Genomic DNA, 19,563 nt, shown 5'->3' on the forward strand with positions numbered 1-19,563 from the left:
CAATGCCACGGGACAGCAGTAGAGAGAGCGGTGGCCGGCGGGCCACTCGACGCCGGTTCATCGCCGCGGCCGGCGCAGCGGGCGTCAGCGCCGGGTTCGCTGGGTGTCTGTACGGGACGACCGGGTCCGGGGGGGAGACGGTCGTCTCGTTCGGGTTCGACCCGTCGGCCGCCCAGGCGGTCGGCGACGAGATACGGGCCCTGTTCCACGAGGAGGGGGGCCTCTCGAACGACATCCGCATCACGTTCGAACCCGGCGTCCAGGACTCGGGGAGTCGGCGCGACAAGTACATGCGACAACTCACCGGCGGCGAGGCCGACCCGGACCTCATCCTGATGGACTCCGGGTGGACGCGGACGTTCATCGACCGCGAACTGGTGACGAACCTGAGTTCCTTCCTCCCCCAGGACGTCCTCGACACCGTCGAGTCGGAGTACCTCGAATCGAGCCTCTCGACGGCCATGGGGAGCGACGGGAGCCTCTACGGCGTACCGCTGTTCCCCGACTTCGGCGTCATGCAGTACCGGAAGGACCTCGTCAGGAACGCGGGCTTCCAGCCGGACGAGGACGACTGGGCGACCGAACCGATGACCTGGGAGCGGTTCTCGCAGATCATGGCCGAGACGCTCCAGGCGAACGCGGACGAGGAGGAGTCGCTTCGCTACGGCTACGTCTTCCCGTTCGACAGCTACGAGGGGCTCTCGTGTTGCTCGTTCAACGAGATGATGACCTCCTGGGGCGGCGCGTACTTCGGGGGGCGCGACAACCTCTTCGGCCCCATCGGTGAACGGCCCATCACCGTCGACACCGAACCCGTGGTGAACTCCATCCGGATGGCCCGGTCGTTCATCTACGGCGAGGACGACGACGCGGCGCTCGACGGCTACCCCCGCATCTCGCCGGAGAACGTCCTCTCGTGGTCGGAGCCGAACGTCCACAACGCGATGGTCAACGGCGAGACCGTCGCCCAGCGCAACTGGCCGTACTCCATCGCCACGAACGCCACCGAGGAGAACTACGGCACCGACTACGGCGTGATGCCCCTGCCCTACGCCACCGAACCGTCGAACGCACAGGCCGAGGGGACGGGCGGCACCACCTCCGCGCTCGGGGGCTGGAACATGACGGTCAACCCGAACACGGAGGTGCCCGACGCGGTCCGCGAGGTCATCGAGGCGGCGACCACCGACGAGGTGATGCTCGGCCTGTTCCGCATCTGGGGGTGGCTCCCGCCGAAGCTCGAACTGCTGCGGACGCAGGCCGCCCGCGACATCGAGCCGACCGGACGCTACGCCGAGACGCTCTACGTCGCCGGCCAGAACAGCATGCCGCGGCCGGTGACGGTGCTCTGGCCACAGGAGTCGAGCGCCATCTCGAGTGCGGTCAACGGGTCGGCCTCGCGCGAACAGGCACCGGCGGGGGCGATGACGGACCTGAAGAACGAACTGCAAGTCATCGAGGGGAGTACGTAACCATGGGAACTGAAACCGAAACACGAACGCAACGCGACGCCGGAGGCGGCCGGTCCGGGGCGTACACCCGGTCGGTGCGCTGGCTAGAGACGCTCGACGAATCGCAGTTCGCCTACCTGCTGCTGGCCCCGGTGTTCCTGTTGCTCGGGCTCATCGCGTTCTGGCCGCTGCTGAGCACGTTCGAACTGTCCCTGCACGCGGACCGGTTGACGGGGGCGACGCGCGTGGGCGAGTTCGTCGGCCTCCAGAACTACGTCGAACTGTTCACGGGCCAGAAGGCGCTCGTCAACCCCTTCTTCAGCCTCGAACAGCCCCTCCAGAGCGCGCTGGTGGTGACGCTCGTGTTCACCGTCGTCAGCGTCCTCTTCGAGACGGTCATCGGCTTCGGCCAGGCGCTGGTGCTCGACCAGGACTTCCGCGGCCGGCGCTGGGTCCGCGTCGCCATCATCCTCCCGTGGGCGGTGCCCATCGTCATCCAGGGGATGATCTTCTACCTGATGTTCCAGCCGGGCGTCGGCTTCGCCGTCGGACCCCTCTCCGACCTCGGCATCATCTCCAGTCAGCCGTTCAACGACCTCGGGAGTTCGCTCCTGCTCATCATCGTCGCCGACATCTGGAAGACGTCGGCGTTCATGGCGCTGCTCATCCTCGCGGGACTCCAGAGCATCGACCGCTCGCTGTACGACGTCGCGCGCGTCTCGGGGGCCTCCCGCGTCCAGCAGTTCCGCTACATCACGCTCCCGCTCGTCATCCCGACGGTGGCCGTCGCGATGCTGTTTCGCACTATCGACGCGGCGCGCGTCTTCGGCCTCATCGAGGCCTCCGGCGCGGGCTGTACGACCGTCCCCTCGCTCTCGTGTCAAGTGGTGACGACGTTCTTCACCATCGGCCGGTACGGGACGGCCGCCGCCATCGCCTTTACCACGGCGGGCATCATCTCGCTGCTCGTGGCCGTGAACATCGCCCGCCTCGCACGGGGGGGTCTCTGAGATGGCGACCGAGTCAGAGTCCAACGATGGACCGTTCACCCGCTGGGTCCAGGGGGCCATCAGCGACCCCGAACGGACCTACCGGGCGATGTTCTACGTCGTGATGATATTCTTCCTCGTCACGACGCTGTTCCCGCTCTACTACCTGCTGGTCATCGCGCTCACGCCGACGAGCGCCATCCAGGACATGGGTCTGCTCCCGAAGGGGTTCAACCCGGGAGCGTTCGTCGAGATATTCGAGGTGGTGCCCATCCACTTCTACCTGTTCAACAGCTTCGTGCTCGCGACCGTCACGACGGTCATCGTCATCGCGCTGGCGTCGCTCGCGGGGTACGTCTTCGGCCGACTGGAGTTCCCCGGCCGGGTGCCGCTGATGCTGTCGGTGCTCGCCATCTCCTACTTCCCGCCGGCGGCGTTCCTGCTCCCGCTGTACCAGCTGTTCCAGGGCGACGTGATGGTCTTCGGCGTGCAGGTGTTCCCCCGGGTCATCAACACGCCGCCCGCGATGGTGCTGCCGTTCAGCGCGCTGTTCCTCCCCCTCTCCATCTTCATCCTCACGACGTTCTACAGCCAGATTCCGGACGGCCTCGAGGACGCCGCCCGGGTCGAGGGGTCGACGCGGCTGGGCGCGCTGTTCCGCGTCATCATCCCGCTGTCGGCGCCGGGCGTCGCCACGGCGGCCGTCCTCACGTTCATCTCGGTGTACAACGAGTTCTTCTTCTCGTACCTGATGGTCACGAGCGGGAAGTTCACCAACTGGGCGCCGATGGTCTACGGTATCCTCAACTACCAGACGCAGTACTCGACGCTGTACAACCTGATGGCGGCGGCCTCCATCGTGGCCGTCATCCCCGTCGCCATCCTCGTCGTCGTCGCACAGGAGAAGATCGTCAGCGGCCTCACGGCAGGGGCACTCAAGGAGTGAAGTGATTCATCATGGCAACAGTTACACTCGACGGAGTTTGGAAGCGCTACCAGGACGTCATCGCGGTCGAGGACATGAACCTCGACATCAGGGACGGGGAGTTCCTCACGCTCGTCGGCCCCTCCGGTTGTGGGAAGTCCACGACCATGGAGATGATCGCCGGCCTCACCCAGCCCAGCGAGGGGGAGGTGTACATCGGTGAACGGGAGGTGACGAACCTCCCGCCGAAGGACCGCGGGGTGGCGATGGTGTTCCAGAACATCGCGCTGTTCCCGCACATGGACGTCTACGAGAACATCAGTTTCGGCCTCCGCCTGCGCGACTACGACAAGGAGGAGATAGACCGGCGCGTCGAGCGCGCCGTCGACATCGTCCAGCTGGAGGGGATGCTCGACCGTCAGCCGGACGAACTCTCGGGCGGCCAGCGCCAGCGCGTCGCCATCGCCCGCGCTATCGTCCGCAACCCCGACGCGTTCCTCATGGACGAGCCGCTGGCGAACCTCGACGCGAAACTGCGCGTCCACATGCGCACGGAACTCCAGCGCCTGCACCGCGAACTGGGGGCGACGACCATCTACGTCACCCACGACCAGGCGGAGGCGATGACGATGTCCGACCGCATCGCCATCATCGACGGGGGGAACCTCCAGCAACTCGCCCCGCCGCTGACCTGCTACAACGAACCGGCGAACCTGTTCGTCGCGGGCTTCATCGGCTCGCCGAGCATGAACTTCGTCGAGGGGGTGTACGAGGACGGCCAGTTCGCCTCCTCGGCGCTCTCGGTCGGCATCGACACGCCCGTCGACGCCGACGAGGGGACGGCCGTCACCCTCGGCGTCCGCCCCGAGGACGTCTACACGGTCGAACAGGCCGACGGGGTCACGAACCGGACGGACCCGGTCGGCGCGCGCACGGACGTCCTCGAACCGATGGGTAACGAGATATTCGTCACCCTCATCCTCGACGACGAGGAGGAGGACGAGGGGACGGAACTGCTGATGAGCGTCTCGCCCGACAGCAACCTCGCGGAGGGCGACGAGGTCGAGGTGGTCCTCGACCGGACGAAGGTCCACCTCTTCGACACCGAGAGCGGCGAGGCGCTGGTCCACGGCGTCGCCGGCCAGCCCGAGATGACCGCCGACGGGGGTGAGCGCTGACGTGGACCCGCTGCTCTACCTCGGCGGCGTGACCCTCCTCTTCTTCTTCTGGGTCTACGGTATCGTCGCGTTCGTCCGCGACCTCCGGGGGCGGTACCTGCCGGCGCTGCGACAGTACCGGCGCGGCCGGGCGGTCGAGCAGGAGCGAGAGGAGCGCGAACGGGAGCGAGAGGAGCGCGAACGGCAGCTCTACTGACTCCGACGACCCGGAGAGGGCGGTCGGATTTCGGCGACGATGGAACGACACATGAATCACGGTCCAATCACGAAGTCGATACGAGAATGGCACCACGAATTGGCATCATCGGTCTAGGAAACATCGGCCACATCCACGCCGAGCACCTGGAGTCGCTCGCCGCGGAGGGGGTCGTCGAGGTCGCGGGCGGAATGGACATCGCCTCGGAGGCGTGCGAGCACTTCGAGAACCGCTTCGGCGTGCGCGCCTACGAGCACCCCGAGGTGCTGTACGAGGACGTCGACGGCGTCATCATCGCCACGCCGAACCGCTTCCACGAGGAGTACGCTGTCTCGGCGTTCGACGCCGGTCTCGACGTCCTGCTGGAGAAACCCATCGGACACACGCTGGAGAGCGCAGAGCGCATCGTCGCGGCCGCGGAGACCGCCGAGGGGAACGCGATGGTGGGCTTCCTCAACCGGTTCAACGACGCCGTCAAGGTGTTCAAGGACTACCAGCGCGAGGGGCGCTTCGGCGAGGTCACCCACGTCGAGGCGAACTACGTCCGCCGGCGGGGCGTCCCCGGCCGCGGGTCGTGGTTCACCAACCGCGAGATATCCGGCGGCGGGGCGCTCGTCGACATCGGCGTCCACGCCATCGACCTCGCGCTCCACCTCCTCTCGTACCCGCCGGTCGAGGAGGTCAACGGCGTGACCCGCTCGACGTTCGGCGGGCGCGACGACTACACCTACCTCGAGATGTGGGGCGAGGACACCGAGGGCACCTTCGACGTCGACGACTCCGCGAGCGCGTTCATCCGCTGCGCGGACGACCGGACGGTCTCGCTGGAGGTGGCGTGGGCGAGCAACCGACCGCCGACGACGGAGTTCGTCGTCCACGGCACCGAGGCCGGCGCGACGCTCGACCTCGACGGCAACCTCACCATCTACGAGACGAGTTCCGAGGGCGCCCCCCACTTCACCGACGCGACGGTGACGACGCGCAACCGACCGCCGATGCGCTCGGAACTGCGCGCGTTCGTCGACACGGTGGCACGCGACGAACCCCCCCGGCTGAACACGCTCGAACAGGGCCTCGTGGTCCAGCGCATCCTCGACGGCATCTACCGCTCCTCCGAGACCGGCCGTGCCGTCTCCGTCCAGGGGAACGCCCTCTCCGTCTCCGACTGACCTCGACCCCGACCCCGACCCCGACCGTTCGTCGGCCGACCGACGCCGGAGCGATGCGGCCGAGCGCCGGTGCCCCCGACGGTCGTGACGACCGGGACGGCCGGGACGTTAAGGTGCCCCGACGACGAAACGCCGTCGAACGACAGCGGTCCGACACTCAACCCATGCACATCGGCGTACTCACAGTCCCACTCGGCGACGAATCGCTCGACGACGCACTCGCGTACCTCGCCTCCATCGGCGTGAGCGCGGTCGAACTCGGCTGCGGGGGGTTCCCCGGCGATGACCACCTCAATCGGCAGGAGTTCCTCGACGACGACGACGCGCGCGCCGCCCTCCGCGAGACGCTCGCGGACCACGACCTGTCGGTGAGCGCGCTCGCGACGCACAACAACCCGCTGCACCCCGACGACGAGCGCGCGGAGCGCGCCGACACGGAACTGCGCGAGGCCGTCTGCCTCGCCGACGCCCTGGACGTCGACGTCGTCACCTGCTTCTCGGGGCTACCGGCCGGCGGCCCGAACGACGAGGTGCCGAACTGGGTGACCGCGCCGTGGCCAGCCGAACACGCCGACGCCCACGACTACCAGTGGGACCTCGCGACCGACTACTGGGCGGACCTGGCGGAGCACGCCGAGGCGCACGGCGTCGACCTCGCCATCGAGATGCACCCGAACATGCTGGTGTACGAGCCGACCGGCCTGCTCCGCCTCCGGGAGGCCGCCGGCGAGCGCGTCGGCGCGAACTTCGACCCCTCGCACCTCTACTGGCAGGGCATCGACGTCCTCGCCGCCGTCCGCCTGCTCGGCGAGCGCGACGCCATCCACCACGTCCACGCGAAGGACACCCGTGTCTACGACAGCGTCTCCCGCGAGAAGGGCGTCCTCGACACCACGCCGTACGACGAGGAGGTCGACCGCTCGTGGCTCTTCCGGACGGTCGGCTACGGCCACGGCGAGGCCCACTGGAAGGACCTCGTCTCCACGCTCCGGATGGTCGGCTACGACGGCGCGCTCTCCATCGAACACGAGGACTCGCTGACCTCCTCGCGCGAGGGACTGGAGAAGGCCGTCGAGTTGCTCGACCGGGCCGTCTTCGAGACCCAGCCCGGCGAGGCCTACTGGGCGGAGTAGGCCCGAACGCCTTTCGCCTCCCCCGACGAGACACCTACGCGATGACGCTCCACGTCGGGATGCTGGGGTATCGCTTCATGGGGAAGGCACACGCCAACGCGCTCGCGCGCCTGCCGATGTTCTTCCCGGACGCGCCGGAGACCGAGCGGAGCGTCCTCGTCGGTCGCGACGAGGCGGCGCTCGCGGAGGCGGCCGACCGCCTCGGGTTCGCGGCGACGGAGACGGACTGGGAGGCCGCCATCGAGGAGGTGGACGTCCTCTACAACCTCGGGCCGAACCACCTCCACCCCGAGCCGTCGATTCGGGCGCTGGAGTCGGACGTCCACGTGCTCTGTGAGAAACCGCTCGCGCCGGGGCTGGAGGCGGCCGAGCGGATGGCCGAGGCGGCCCGCGCGAGCGACGCCGTCGCCGGCTGTGCGTTCAACTACCGCTACGTCCCGGCGCTACGCTACGCGCGCCGCCTCGTCGAGGCGGGCGACCTCGGGGAGATACGCCACGTCCGCGGGCGCTACCTGCAGGACTGGCTCGTCGACCCGGAGGCACCGTGGTCGTGGCGACTCGACGCCGACCTGGCCGGCAGCGGCGCGCTCGGCGACCTCGGTGCCCACACCCTCGACCTCGCGCGCTTCCTCGTCGGCGACCGGGTCGGCGAGGCGACGTCGGTCGACGGCAGCCTGCAGACGTTCGTCGAGGAGCGACCCGTCGAGGGCGAGGACGACACCCGGCCGGTCACCGTCGACGACGCCTACGGCGCGCGGGTGACCTACGAGTCGGGGGCGATGGGCACCTTCGAGGCGACGCGGATGGCGACCGGCCACAAGAACGACCACACCGTCGAACTGGAGGGGACGAAGGGTGCCCTCCGGTTCTCGCTCGAACGCCTGAACGAACTGGAGGTGTTGCGCGAGGGCGACCGCGGCTTCGAGACGGTGCTCGTCACCGACGCCGACGACCCCTACGTCGACCACTGGTGGCCGCCCGGCCACGTCCTCGGCTGGGAACACACGTTCGTCCACGAGAACTACGAGTTCCTCCGGGCGGCGGCCGGCGAGCGCGACGAGTTCCACGCGAGCTTCGAGGACGGTCTCGAGGCCCAGCGGCTCCTCGACGCGGTGGAACGAAGCGACGCGCGCGGCGAGCGCGTCTCGGTCGAGCGATGAGCGACACGACCCCGGACCCCACCGAGTTCGACTGGCGAACCCGCCGGGAGCGACTCGACGCGTACCTCGACGCGAACGACCTCGAAGCGGTCTGGTTCGCCCGTCCGAACGGCTTCGCGTGGCTCACCGGCGGCGACAACGTCGTCGACCGGGCGGGCGACGCGGGCGTGGCGGCGGCGGGTTACGACGGCGAGGCGCTGACGGTGGTCACCGACGACATCGAGGCGCCCCGCCTCCGGACCGAGGAACTGCCCGACTGCACCGTCGTCACGTTCGACTGGTACCGCGCCGACCTGCCGAGCGTCGTGAGCGAGGTGAGTCCGACCCCGGCGGCCGCGGACGTCGACGTCCCCGGGCTGGCGACGCTCGACGCGAGCGCCCTCCGACAGCCCCTCACCGACGGCGACGCGGCGCGCTACCGGGCGCTCTGTCGGGCCGTCGCCGAGACGGTCGAGTCCGTCTGTCGGGCGTGCGAACGCGACGACACGGAGCGGGCGGTCGCGGCCCGCCTCCGGGGGGACCTGGCCGCGCGCGGCGTCGACTCGCCGGTGGCGCTCGTCGGCGGCGGCGAGCGCGCGCGGCGCTACCGTCACTACACGCCGACGACGGCGCCGCTGGGCGACTACGCCCTCGTCTCGGTCACCGCCGAGCGCGGCGGCCTGTTCGCCAGTTGCACGCGGACGGTGGCGTTCGACCCGCCGACGTGGCTGGCGGAGCGCCACCGGGCGGCCGCGCGCGTCGAGGCGACGGCGCTCGCGGCGACGCGGCGCGTGGGGCGCGAGGGCGGGACGGCGGGGGAGGTGTTCGCGGCCGTCCAGGACGCCTACGACGCCGCCGGCTTCGACGGCGAGTGGGCGTACCACCACCAGGGTGGCGCCGCCGGCTTCGCCGGCCGGGAGTGGATAGCCACCCCCGACCACCCCGCCCCCGTCCGCCTCCCGATGGGCTACGCGTGGAACCCGACGGTCCGGGGCGCCAAGAGCGAGGAGACGGTGCTCGTCACCGAGGACGGTGTCGAGACGCTGACGCGCACGGACGCGGACGACTGGCCGACCCTCGAGGTGACGGCGACGGACGGGTCGGGCGTCACCGTCACGCGCCCCGCGCTCTACGAGCCGTAGTCGGCCCGGAACGCCTCGACCGCCTCGCGGTCGGGGAGGGCGGCCATCGCCCCCTGCTCGGTCGTCGTCCGCGCGGCGACGGCGTTGGCGAACGCCAGTACCTCGGGGAGGTCGTGGCCGTCGACCAGCGCGGCGACCGCGCCCGCGAGGAAGGCGTCGCCGGCCCCAGTCGTGTCGACGACGTCGACGGGGTAGCCGCCGTGGTCGACGCGCGTCGCGGCCCACGGCGCGTCGTCGGTCGTCACCGCGAGCGACCCCTCGCCCCCGAGCGTGAGCAGGACGGTGTGGGGGCCGCGCTCACAGACGGCGCGCGCGAGCGCCTCGGGGTCGCTCGCCTCGAACCCCGCCACCCGGAGGTCGTCCGGGCTGGCCTTCACGACGTCGACCAGCGGGAGCACCGCCGCCAGCGCACGCTCGAAGGCCCCCTCGGACCAGAGTTCGGGTCGGGCGTTCGGGTCGAACACGACGGTGCAGTCGCGCTCGCGGGCGCGCTGGACGAGGTCGCGCGCCGCGTGCCGGCCGGCGTCCGTCGAGAGGACGACCCCGCCGAAGACGACCCACTCGACGGCGTCGAGCGCCTCGTCGGGGACCGTCCCCACCTCGAAGCGGGTGTCGGCACCCCGGTCGCGGTAGAACGAGAACGTCGGGACGGCCGCCTCGTCGTGGGTGACGAGCGCGAGCGTCGTCTTCGCGTCCGGGTCGTGCTCGACGAAGCGGTCGGGGACGCCCGCCGCGTCGAGCGTGTCGGCGAGGAACCCGCCGAGGGGGTCGGTCGCGAGGCGCGTCCAGAACCACGGCGCCCGGTCGAGGCGCGCGAGCGCGACGGCGACGTTCGCGGACGCGCCGCCGGCCCTGCGTCGGTAGGTCTCGACGGTCGCCGGCGAACCGACCCGCTCGGGCAGGAAGTCGACGAGCGTCTCACCGGCGACGAGCACGGGTGGGGGTGACATACGGGCGAATCGAGAGGACGAGAAAAAGCTTCTCCGATGCCGCTACATCAATCCCACCGCGTCCGTGTACGGCGGCGGCACGACCGCCCCGCAGGTTATGCGTCCGACACTCCTCGACCCGGGTATGACGCTCGAAGGAGAGCAGGCACCGGAGTTCACACTCGAGAGCACCGCCGGCGGCGAGGTCTCGCTGTCGGAGACCCTGGAGTCGGGTCCCACCATCGTCCTCGTCAACCGTGGCCACTGGTGCAGTTTCTGCGCCGAACAGCTCCAGACGTTCAGCGAGGTGTCCTACGACCTCTGGTTCAACGACGGGGTCGACGTCCTCCCGGTCGTGACGAGCCCGCTCCCGAGGCTCACCGAGATGCGCGACCGCTTCGACCTCGACGTCCAGTTGCTCGCCGACCCCGACGGGGAGGTGGCGGAGGCCTACAGCGGCACCGAGGAGACGAGCCACGGCCTCACCGGCATCGCCGGCACCTACGTTATCGACGAGGACGGCGTGATTCGCTACGAACAGGTCGCCGACCACCCCGCCGACCGCACCTACGGCAACTGGGTGCGCTACTTCGTCCGCAACGACTTCGAGGACCCGTTCAGCGGCTAGGTCAGCCGTCGAGTCGCGTCACGCGACCCGCGAGGTCGGCGTCGACCGCCTCGGGGGAGAGGCCGGCGACGGCGTCGAGGAAGCGAATCTTGTAGCTCGCGGGCCCGCCGTACTCCGTCTCGGCGGCCCGCTCGGCGGCCAGTCCGTAGCCGACGACGGCGTCGACGCTCGCGGTCAGGGGGTCGGCGACGGCCCCGCAGAACGTGGCGAGCGTCACCCCGAGCATACACCCCGTGCCGACGACCCGCCCGAGCATGGGGTGACCGCCCTCGACGCCGAATGCCCGCTCGGACGTCGCGATGACGTCACGCTCGCCGGAGGCGACGACGACGCTCCCGGTGGTGTCGGCGCAGGCCCGCGCCGTCGCCGCGATGTCCGCGTACTCGCCGACGGACTCGACGCCGCGCACCTCGCCGGCCGCGCCCGCGAGGGTGCTCACCTCGCCGTAGTTCCCCTTCACGACGGCGAGGTCGACCTCGGCGACGAGGCGCTCGGCCACGGCCGTCCGCGTCGGCGTCGCCCCCACCCCGACGGGGTCGAGGACCACGGGCACGCCGTGGTCGTTGGCCGCCCGCCCCGCCGCGACCATCGTCCGCTCGCCGCGCTCGCTCACGTCGCCGGCGTTGAGCAGGAGGGCGTCGGCACCCGCGACCATCTCCGCCACCTCCCGCTCGTCGTCGGCCATCACCGGCAGGCCGCCCCAGTGGAGGGTGACGTTCGCCACGTCGTTGACCGTCACCGCGTTCGTGACGGAGTGGACGAGCGGACCCGTCGCCGCCACCGACGCGAGCGACGAGGCGAGCGTGGGCTGTACCGACTCAGACACGGTCGACCGCCTCCCGAAGTGCCCGTGCGGCCGCCGCCACGTCCGGCGCGTCCGTGAGGGCGCTGATGACGGCGACGCCGTCGGCCCCCGCCTCGACGACCCGTGCGGCGTTGTCGGCCGTGATGCCGCCGATGCCGACGAACGGGACGTCAACGCTGTCCGCGACGTCTCGAACCCGCTCCAGCCCGATGTCCGCGTCCGCCGGGTCGACGTCCTTCGACCCCGTGGCGAACACCGCCCCGACGCCGAGGTAGTCCGCGCCGGCGTCGACGGCCTCGCGGGCGGCGGCCACGGTCGAGACCGACCGACCGACGATGGCGTCGTCGCCGAGGAGGTCGCGGGCGACCGGGACCGGCAGGTCGTCGTCGCCGAGGTGGACGCCGTCGGCGTCCAGGGCGAGCGCGAGGTCGACCCGGTCGTTGACGACGAAGGGGACGTCCGCCTCGGCCGTCAGTTCGCGGACGCGCCGGCCGACCTCGTATCGCTCGCGGGCGGGGCGGTCCTTCTCGCGTAACTGGACGAACGTCGCGCCGCCGGCCAGCGCGTCGGCGACGACGGCCGGCGTCGACCGGCCGGCGGAGAGGTGCTGCTGGGTGACGAGGTACACTCGCAGGTCGTCGGGATTCATCGGTGATATCTGGCGGTGATTTCGGGAGCGGGGCGATGAGCGTTCTGGTCGCGTGCCGCGAGCGTGGTGCGAAGAGCGAGGGGAGAAAACCGCACCACTGCGACAGACCGTGACATACTTTGCCACGAAACCAACGTCCATATCTCGGGCGCCCCTCGTATCGAGTGGTTCCAGGTTACCGTCTGTCATTCCACTGCGGGAACAGGAACCGCGGTATCGCCGGGAGTGTGTCGCGCTCGGCGGCTACCACACATGCGTCCACACGCGCGCCGCGGGCTCCCCCCGCGGCGCGCCACCGTGGCGGACGGCGGTCCTCGCGGGTTCCGTAAACGCTATGTTACCGTCTGACCAGGGTCAGGTACGTATTTTCGACGGAGTGAGCCCGATGACGCCGACCGGCCGAGGGTGCCGAGGCGGCCGGACGAACGCGACCTCTGACGCGATTCGACCCCGCCGCCCGGGTGGGAGTGTGCGCCCCGTCCGGGCTCCGGCCGCACGGTTCGTCACGGCGTGAGTCCCCAGAAGAACCAGATACCGACGACGGTGACGACCGAGAGCAGCGCCTGGAGCGGCGCGCCGACGCGGAAGTAGTCGGTGAAGCGGTAGCCGCCCGGCCCGTAGACGAAGAGGTTCGTCTGGTAGCCGATGGGCGTGAGGAACGCCGTCGAGGCCGCGAAGGTGACGGCGAGGACGAACGCGAACGGGCTGGCGCCGACGTCGGCCGCCGCGCGCGCCGCGATAGGTATCATCAGTACGACGCTCGCGTTGTTGCTGACGACGTTCGTGAGGAGCGCCGTCGCCACGTAGAACACCCAGAGGACGGCGAGTGGGGGGAGCGTCCCGGCGGTGCTGGCGACCAGCGCCCCCAGCAGGTCCGCGCCGCCGGTCTGCTGGAGGGCCAGGCCGAGGGGGATGACCCCCGCGAGCAGGAAGATGACGTTCCACTCGATGGAGTCGTACAGTTCGGTGGGGCGGATGACGCCCGTGGCGACCATCGCCACCACGCCAGCGAGCGCGCTGACGAGGATGGGGACCAGCCCCAGTCCGGCCACGCCGACGACGCCCGCGATGATGGCGACGGCGAGCGGTATCTTCTCGGTGCGGTACTCGGGGCGGTCGGGTTCGCGCGCGACGATGAAATCGGGGGTCCGTGCGAGGCGGTCGAGCGTGTTCGACGTGGTCTGGACGAGGAGGGTGTCGCCGACCTGGATACGGACGTCCTCCAGTCGCTCGTGGAGGAGTTCGCCGCGGCTCCGGAAGGCGAGGACGCTGGCGTCGTACCGCCCCCTGAAGGCCGAACTCGCCAGCGTCTCCCCGACGAGGAACGACCCCCGCGGGACGACGATTTCGACGAGCAGCGGGTCGTCGTCCGCCGGGGCGAGGTCGGCAGCCGTCTCGGGGCCGTCCTGGAGCGCGAGGGCGTCGGCCAGGAGCAGGCGGCGCAGCGTGTTCCGGTCGGTGCGGACCCGGAGGGTGTCGCCCGCGCGTATCTCCTTCTTTCCGAGGCGCTCGGCGAAGCGCTCGCCGTCGCGCTCGAGTTGCAGGATGTCGGCGTCGAACTGCGACTGGTCGATGGCGCGCTCGACGGTCATCCCGACGATGGGCGAGGACTCGCGGACGACGACGTCGGTGAGGTACGCCCCCATCTCGTACTCCTCGACGAAGTCCTCCTCGGGGGGGACGCGCTCGGGGATGAGGTGGGGAGCGACCCACAGCAGGTACGCCGAGCCGACGACGAGGACGACCACCCCCAGTTGCGTGAACTCGAAGACGCCGAAGGCGTGGAGGTCGGCGTACTCCGTGGAGAGTTCGCGCGCGATCTCGCTGGCGAGGATGTTGGTGGAGGTGCCGATGAGCGTGAGCGTCCCCCCGAGCATCGAGGCGAACGACAGCGGCATCAGGAGCTTCGACGGCGAGGTGCGGCCCTTGTGCGCGAGGTCGGAGATGACGGGGACGAGGATGGCCACCACCGGCGTGTTGTTGATGACCCCCGAGGGGGCGCCGGCGACGCCGACGGTCGCCGCCAGCTGTTTGCGCCGGTCGGTCCCCGCGAACGCGGCCATCTTCCGCCCGAGGATCTGGACGGCGCCCGACCGCGAGATGCCCGTGCTGAGGATGAGCATCGCGAGCACCGTGACGGTCGCCTCGTTCGAGAACCCCGAGATTCCCTCCTCGGGGGAGATCTGCGTCCACGGTTCCAGCAGGATGAGCAGCACCATCAGGACGATGGCGGTGACGTCGACGGGGAGGAGTTCCGTGGTGAACAACACGAGCGCGAGGAGGACGACGCCGAAGACGACGACCATCTCCGCGGTGAGCGGCGGTACCTGCCCGCCGCTCTGCACCACCGTGCTCAGCATATACCGATAACGTACACGCAACGAATCATAAACGCTCGCATGGCGTAGCCGCGGTGCTCTCGACGGCGGTCGGTCGAGCGGACGGCGTCAGGAGAGGTGGTCGAAGACGCGTTCGGTGATGGTCTCGCCGACGAGCGAGCAGAGGTCCTCGTTGTCGGCGAGGACGCTGAAGAGACCGAGCGGGAGCGTCCCGCCCGCCATGTCGCGGTGGCCGCCGGCGCTCCCCACGTCGTCGAACGCGCGGTGCAGGAGTTTGCCGACGTCGACCCGCGAGTCCCGCGAGCGCGCGCTGAGGTGGACGGTGTCGCCGACGACGCCGAAGACGACGGTCGTCGTCACCCCTTCGAGGTTGAGGAGGTGGTCGGCCGCCTGGGGGAGCGCGTCGCGCTCGGCGGTCAGGCCGACGTTCGAGACGAGCACCGACCCCCGGACGTCGCGGTTGCGCGTCGCCTCGGCGATGGAGTCGAGCGTCGTCGGCGTGAACAGCGAGTCCGAGAGCTGTCTGAGCACGTCGAGGTCGGCGCGTGGGTGGAGGTACTCGGCGGCGGCGTACTCGGCCTCGGTGACGCCGCGCATGAACTCGAGGGTCTCGCGACGGATGCCGAACAGCAGGCCGGTGGCGACGCGCTCGTCGACCGCGACGTCCGCCTCGCAGAGGTACTCGGTGAGGATGGAGGCCGTCGCGCCGACCGCCTCGCGGTGGTCGACGAACGCCCCCGAGACGTCGTCGACCGGGTGGTGGTCGATGACGATGTCCGGCGTGTACTCGTCGGTGACGGGGTTGTTGACGCCGGGGAGCGAGTGATCGACGAACGCGACGAGTTCGGCCGCCGCGAGGCGGTCGGGGTCGTACTCGACCGCGTCGATGGCGAGGAGGTTCACCATCGCGCGGTTCTGCTGGTGGGTTATCTCCCCCGCGTAGAGGACGACGACGTCGCTGACGCCGCAGGCCTCCGCGAGCGACTGGAGCGCGAGCGCGCTCCCGAGGCAGTCCGGGTCGGGGTTGTTGTGACAGACGATGGCGAGCGAGTCGTGCCCGTCGAGCAGGTCGAACAGTACGTCCACCACGTCGGCGGGCCCGTCGCCGAGGTCGGACGCGGCGGCCTCGTTGACCACCGTCTGTGTGCGTGAGGATTCAGTCATGCCGACCTCCGTGGCTAGGGGCCACGGGACCGCGAAGTAAAGGCCTGCTGGTCCGCCCGTGCGAGAGTCACGGCAGGACCGGTTTCGCGTCACGACAGTCAGCGAGCGACGACGGGGGCGACCGTCAGCAGAAGTTCTGCGTGACGTAGACGGCCGTCACGGGCCCTTCCCGGTCGAACGCGACGCCGATGCCCTCGCGGCGCCAGTGGTCCGACAGCAGGTTCTCGCGGTGGCCGGGCGACTCCAGCCAGCCCTCGACGGCCCGCTCGGCGATGCTCTCGACGTCCTCCGAGGCGGCGGCGAAGCGGAGCATGAAGAGGTTCTCGCCGGCCGTGGCGTAGCGAAACAGCCCCGTCGGCGCCCGGCAGTCGTAGCCGAAACGGTCGTAGCGGTCGCCGACGGTCTCCCCGTCGGGTGACTCGTGGGCGAAGTACTCCCGCCGCGCCATGTCGGCGCTGTGGTAGCGTGCGACCGCCCGCAGGTCGGTGTCGAAGTCGAGCGCGTCGAGGTCACGCCCGGTGCGTGCCGCGTTCGTCTCCGCGTGGACGCGCCGTTCGAGCGCGTTCGGGTCGATGCCGGCCACCCGCTCCGGGGTCGGCACGCTCGGGGGCTCGCTCGACCCCTCGGAGGTGGCGGGGTCGGGGCCGCCGAGGTCGGGGAGGGGCGGGACGTCGGCCCCGTCGACGCCGAGACAGCCGGCGAGGAGGGCAGACCCCGCACCGGCGAGTGACGCGAGGAACCGTCGCCGGTCCACGCGGGTCACGGCCGGTCGTCGCGGTCCCACCACTCCAGCCACTCGGCGAGCGTCGCGCGCACCCCGGCGGTCCGGACCCGGACGGTGCCGTCGAAGCGCCAGGTGGCGTGGGGGGTCTCCGGGCCCATCGCGAGGGGGACGTCCACGGCGAGGTCCTCGAAGGCCGCCTCTATCTCCTCTTCGCCGTCGATGTTAGCGTCCATCACCTCCTCGACGACGTCGAGCCAGGAGGGGGTTCGCTGGCCGGCACCGTCGGACCGCCGCCGGGGTGGGGCGTCGTCCTGTTCCATGAGCGGTGTAGGAGGGCCACACCGATATGTCTCACCCGTCGCGGCTGACCGGTTGCGCCGGGGGGTCGTCGGTGTCGAACGGCGACGTGTCGGGTACCGGCCCGGGGAGCGCCGCACGGTTTTTCCGCCGGTGACGTGTTACGACAGGGCATGGGACCCTCGCGCGGCGCGGTCGAACGCGTCCGCATCCAGATCGACCGCTCGGAAGCGGGGTGGTGGCTCGTCGCCGCGTTCGTCGCGGGGATGTTGCTGCTCGTCGGCTACCGGTTCGTCGGGACGCTCGTCGTCGGACTGTTCGCGTACTACGCGGCGCGGCCGGTCGACCGGCGCCTCGACCGACACCTCGGGGGGACGAAGGCGGCCGTCGTGACGCTGGTCGTCATCGTCGTCCCCTTCCTCGTGATGCTCGGGGGCCTCGTCGCGGCCGTCGTCCAGCAACTCCAGGCGCTCGGTCTGCTCGACGTCAGCCAGTACGCCCGGTACGTCCAGCCGTACCTCGACGTCTCGGCGTCGCTGAACGAACCGGAGCAGCTGTACGAACGGGCGCGCCGGCTGTGGGACGAGCCGGTCGTCCAGCGGGGGCTGGACACCGTCCTCGGCGTCGTCGGGACGCTCGGGAGCCTCTTCCTCCACACGACGCTCGTGCTCGCGTTCGTCTTCTACCTCCTGCGCGACGACGAGGACCTCGCTGCGTGGTTCAACGAGGAGGTGGCCGAGCGCGGGTCGACGCTCGACCGCTACCTCCGGAGCGTCGACGAGGGGCTCTCGGGGGCGTACTTCGGCCAGATGCTCACCGTCTTCGTCGTGATGCTCGTCGCGGCCGTCGTCTACTCCGCGCTCAACGTCGTCTCGCCGACGGGTGTGTTCATCCCCCAGCCGGTCCTCCTCGCCGTGCTGACCGGGCTGGCGACGTTCGTCCCGCTCATCGGACGCGGCATCGTCTACACCCTGGTGCTCGCCGTGCTCGTCGTCCAGGTCGTCAGGAGCGGGTCGTACGTCGCCCTCTGGTTCCCCGGACTCTACTACCTCGTGACGTTCTTCGGCATCGACTCGCTCATCCGCTACTTCGTCCGGCCGTACCTCTCCGGGCGCTCGCTGCACACGGGGCTGATGCTGTTCGCGTACCTGCTGGGGGCGGCCCTCTTCGGCTGGTACGGCGTCTTCTTCGCGCCGCTGGCGCTCGTCGGTGCCCTGGAGTTCGTCCGCATCGTCTTCCCGGCCCTGCTGGCCGGCGAACTCGGCGAGGGCGGGAGAGGGCTCCGGGAGGACCCGTCGACCGCCCCCGACCGCCACACGCCGTCACCGACGGGGGAGGACGACACGACGACGCCGACCGACTGAGCCCGCCCGTTCTCCGGTGCGGTCGCTGGTGCGGGTCGCGTCCGTCGGGAGGTGCGGGTCAGTCGGAGAAGGCGCGGATGGAACGTTGTGGTGACTCGACGGTGGCGGTGTCGTAGGTGGAGCGACGGACCGAGACGGTCCCGTCGGCCGTCACGGTCAGGAGGTAGTCGCGGTACTCGAACGTGACGTTCAGGTCGCCGAGCGGCGACGCACAGAGTTCGTCGAGCGCGTCGGCGTCGATGACGTCGTTCAGTGGTGGGTCGAGTGAGAGGGGGTCGGCCCCCTCGAGGTCCGCGATGCGTTCCACGATGGCGACGCTCGGGCGTATCGAGTCCGACCGCTGTCGATGATTCATACACGCGGCATACGGGAGAAGGCGTCAATAAACACGCTGTCAATATGTATTGGACGTTGCAGACGCCGGGAACGGCGAGTACGGGAATCAGCGCCGCCGGGCGAGGAGCGCACCCGCGAGCAGGGCGGCCGCGAGCGCCGCGCCGACCGTGAAGCCCGGTCCCTCGGCGGAACTCTCCTCGTCGTCGGCGCGCTCCACGTCCGGCCCGGAGGCGTTCTCGGTCCCCTCGGCGGCCTCGTCGCCGGACGTCGAGCGGTTCGGTTCGGTCGCGGTGTCGTTCGACCCCGTCCCGTTCGCGTCCGCTTCGTCGTCCGCCCCGTCGGTGCTCCCGTTCGCCGCCGCGTCGTCGGTCTCGTCGGGCTCGTTCGCGTCCCCGGTGTCGTTCGTCGCCGACTCGTCCGTCGAGGAGTCGTTTCCGGCTCTCTCGTCCGCCGCGGGCGCGTCGGTCGCGTTCCCGTCCGTCACGGCGCCGTCGGAACCGTTCGCGTCCGTGGTGTCGTTTCCGGTGGCGTCGGAGTCGTTCGACGCGCCGTCGTCACCGCCGCCCGCCCCCGGGACGACGAAGTCGGCGGTCGTCTCGCCGCCGGACTCCCAGCCGACGGTGGCCGTGCGCCCCTCGACCCCCAGCGTGACGGAACTCCCGTTGCCGGCGACGTCGTCGGGCGAGACGGAGAGGGCGTACTCGCCGTCGCCGTCCGTGACGTCCGCGGCGACCACCGAGCCGTTGTGTCGGGCCTCGATGACCTGTCCCTCGGCGACGCTCCCGTCCTCGTACAGCACCGTCCCGCTGTATCGGTGCGGGGAGGCGGCCGTCGTGACCGCCGGGACGACCGCGCCCGCGACGACCAGCACCAGGACGACGGTGACCGCGCCGCGCAACCAGCCTCGACCGCGCGTGGATGTCTCGCTCATGATAGTGAATCGGTCCGCGCGGACGACGGTCCGCGCGCTCGACGCGAGGCAGGACGTGACCGACCATGAACGGTC

General features: G+C 70.4%; 20 protein-coding genes. 11 read left to right on the top strand and 9 right to left on the bottom strand.

The features are described 5' to 3' along the window. Nucleotides 1-2: 2 nt before the first annotated feature. From P1Y20_RS09630 to P1Y20_RS09670, 9 genes are all read left to right on the top strand, one after another. Entirely contained in the window at nt 3-1,472 is a 1,470-nt protein-coding gene (locus P1Y20_RS09630) for an extracellular solute-binding protein (RefSeq protein WP_304448449.1), read from the top strand. 2 nt (nt 1,473-1,474) lie between these two features. Next, nucleotides 1,475-2,461: a carbohydrate ABC transporter permease gene (locus P1Y20_RS09635; protein ID WP_304448450.1), complete on the top strand. Its 987-nt coding sequence runs from the start codon at nt 1,475-1,477 to the stop codon at nt 2,459-2,461. A gap of 1 nt (nt 2,462) precedes the next feature. Further along, nucleotides 2,463-3,386, top strand: coding sequence for a carbohydrate ABC transporter permease (locus P1Y20_RS09640; protein WP_304448451.1), 924 nt, complete (start codon nt 2,463-2,465; stop codon nt 3,384-3,386). Nucleotides 3,387-3,397: 11 nt separating this feature from the next. Continuing rightward, nucleotides 3,398-4,543 carry an ABC transporter ATP-binding protein gene (locus P1Y20_RS09645; protein ID WP_304448452.1) on the top strand — a complete coding sequence of 382 codons (1,146 nt, stop codon included), beginning with the start codon at nt 3,398-3,400 and terminating at the stop codon, nt 4,541-4,543. Next, the gene (locus P1Y20_RS09650) at nt 4,533-4,739 is read left to right on the top strand and encodes a DUF8005 family protein (RefSeq protein ID WP_304448453.1); all 207 of its coding nucleotides are present in this window, start codon (nt 4,533-4,535) and stop codon (nt 4,737-4,739) included. The genes P1Y20_RS09645 and P1Y20_RS09650 overlap by 11 nt, the downstream gene beginning before the upstream one ends. Nucleotides 4,740-4,825: 86 nt before the next feature. Further along, complete coding sequence (locus tag P1Y20_RS09655; protein WP_304448454.1) at nt 4,826-5,908, top strand: Gfo/Idh/MocA family protein; 1,083 nt, start codon at nt 4,826-4,828, stop codon at nt 5,906-5,908. Nucleotides 5,909-6,072: 164 nt separating this feature from the next. Continuing rightward, complete coding sequence (locus tag P1Y20_RS09660) at nt 6,073-7,041, top strand: sugar phosphate isomerase/epimerase family protein (protein ID WP_304448455.1); 969 nt, start codon at nt 6,073-6,075, stop codon at nt 7,039-7,041. Nucleotides 7,042-7,082: 41 nt separating this feature from the next. Further along, nucleotides 7,083-8,201 carry a Gfo/Idh/MocA family protein gene (locus tag P1Y20_RS09665; protein ID WP_304448456.1) on the top strand — a complete coding sequence of 373 codons (1,119 nt, stop codon included), beginning with the start codon at nt 7,083-7,085 and terminating at the stop codon, nt 8,199-8,201. Further along, nucleotides 8,198-9,322 carry a M24 family metallopeptidase gene (locus tag P1Y20_RS09670; RefSeq protein WP_304448457.1) on the top strand — a complete coding sequence of 375 codons (1,125 nt, stop codon included), beginning with the start codon at nt 8,198-8,200 and terminating at the stop codon, nt 9,320-9,322. Before P1Y20_RS09665 ends, P1Y20_RS09670 begins: the two co-directional genes overlap by 4 nt. Here the strand turns inward: P1Y20_RS09670 and P1Y20_RS09675 are convergent. Further along, nucleotides 9,310-10,272 carry a carbohydrate kinase family protein gene (locus tag P1Y20_RS09675; RefSeq protein ID WP_304448458.1) on the bottom strand — a complete coding sequence of 321 codons (963 nt, stop codon included), beginning with the start codon at nt 10,270-10,272 and terminating at the stop codon, nt 9,310-9,312. The genes P1Y20_RS09670 and P1Y20_RS09675 overlap by 13 nt on opposite strands. 124 nt (nt 10,273-10,396) lie before the next feature. Here P1Y20_RS09675 and P1Y20_RS09680 point away from each other — a divergent pair, with 124 nt between their 5' ends. Beyond that, on the top strand, nt 10,397-10,879 hold the full coding sequence (locus tag P1Y20_RS09680) for a peroxiredoxin family protein (RefSeq protein WP_304448459.1): 483 nt from the start codon (nt 10,397-10,399) through the stop codon (nt 10,877-10,879). Between the two features lies 1 nt (nt 10,880). Here the strand turns inward: P1Y20_RS09680 and thiM are convergent, their stop codons facing one another. From thiM to P1Y20_RS09710, 6 genes are all read right to left on the bottom strand, one after another. After that, entirely contained in the window at nt 10,881-11,705 is an 825-nt protein-coding gene (gene thiM, locus P1Y20_RS09685) for a hydroxyethylthiazole kinase (RefSeq protein ID WP_304448460.1), read from the bottom strand. Beyond that, entirely contained in the window at nt 11,698-12,333 is a 636-nt protein-coding gene (gene thiE / locus P1Y20_RS09690) for a thiamine phosphate synthase (RefSeq protein WP_304448461.1), read from the bottom strand. The genes thiM and thiE overlap by 8 nt, the downstream gene beginning before the upstream one ends. 503 nt (nt 12,334-12,836) lie before the next feature. Beyond that, the gene (locus tag P1Y20_RS09695; protein ID WP_304449482.1) at nt 12,837-14,639 is read right to left on the bottom strand and encodes an SLC13 family permease; all 1,803 of its coding nucleotides are present in this window, start codon (nt 14,637-14,639) and stop codon (nt 12,837-12,839) included. A 141-nt stretch (nt 14,640-14,780) separates the two neighbouring features. Beyond that, nucleotides 14,781-15,836, bottom strand: a complete 1,056-nt coding sequence (locus P1Y20_RS09700) for a DHH family phosphoesterase (protein ID WP_304448462.1) — start codon at nt 15,834-15,836, stop codon at nt 14,781-14,783. Nucleotides 15,837-15,960: 124 nt separating this feature from the next. Continuing rightward, nucleotides 15,961-16,599 (bottom strand): CAP domain-containing protein, encoded by a 639-nt coding sequence (locus tag P1Y20_RS09705; protein WP_304448463.1) that lies wholly within the window; start codon nt 16,597-16,599, stop codon nt 15,961-15,963. After that, nucleotides 16,596-16,880 carry a hypothetical protein gene (locus P1Y20_RS09710; RefSeq protein ID WP_304448464.1) on the bottom strand — a complete coding sequence of 95 codons (285 nt, stop codon included), beginning with the start codon at nt 16,878-16,880 and terminating at the stop codon, nt 16,596-16,598. The genes P1Y20_RS09705 and P1Y20_RS09710 overlap by 4 nt, the downstream gene beginning before the upstream one ends. A 150-nt stretch (nt 16,881-17,030) precedes the next feature. Between P1Y20_RS09710 and P1Y20_RS09715 the strand changes: the two genes are divergently transcribed. Continuing rightward, on the top strand, nt 17,031-18,221 hold the full coding sequence (locus P1Y20_RS09715; RefSeq protein ID WP_304448465.1) for an AI-2E family transporter: 1,191 nt from the start codon (nt 17,031-17,033) through the stop codon (nt 18,219-18,221). A 58-nt stretch (nt 18,222-18,279) separates the two neighbouring features. Here the strand turns inward: P1Y20_RS09715 and P1Y20_RS09720 are convergent, their stop codons facing one another. Both P1Y20_RS09720 and P1Y20_RS09725 read right to left on the bottom strand, forming a co-directional pair. After that, entirely contained in the window at nt 18,280-18,576 is a 297-nt protein-coding gene (locus P1Y20_RS09720) for a HalOD1 output domain-containing protein (protein WP_304448466.1), read from the bottom strand. Between the two features lie 87 nt (nt 18,577-18,663). Further along, a complete protein-coding gene (locus P1Y20_RS09725; RefSeq protein ID WP_304448467.1) occupies nt 18,664-19,488 on the bottom strand; it encodes a PGF-CTERM sorting domain-containing protein in 825 nt (274 codons plus the stop codon). Between the last annotated feature and the right edge of the window lie 75 nt (nt 19,489-19,563).

The sequence above is a fragment of the Halomarina ordinaria genome (genome assembly GCF_030553305.1).
Lineage (GTDB): Archaea > Halobacteriota > Halobacteria > Halobacteriales > Haloarculaceae > Halomarina > Halomarina ordinaria.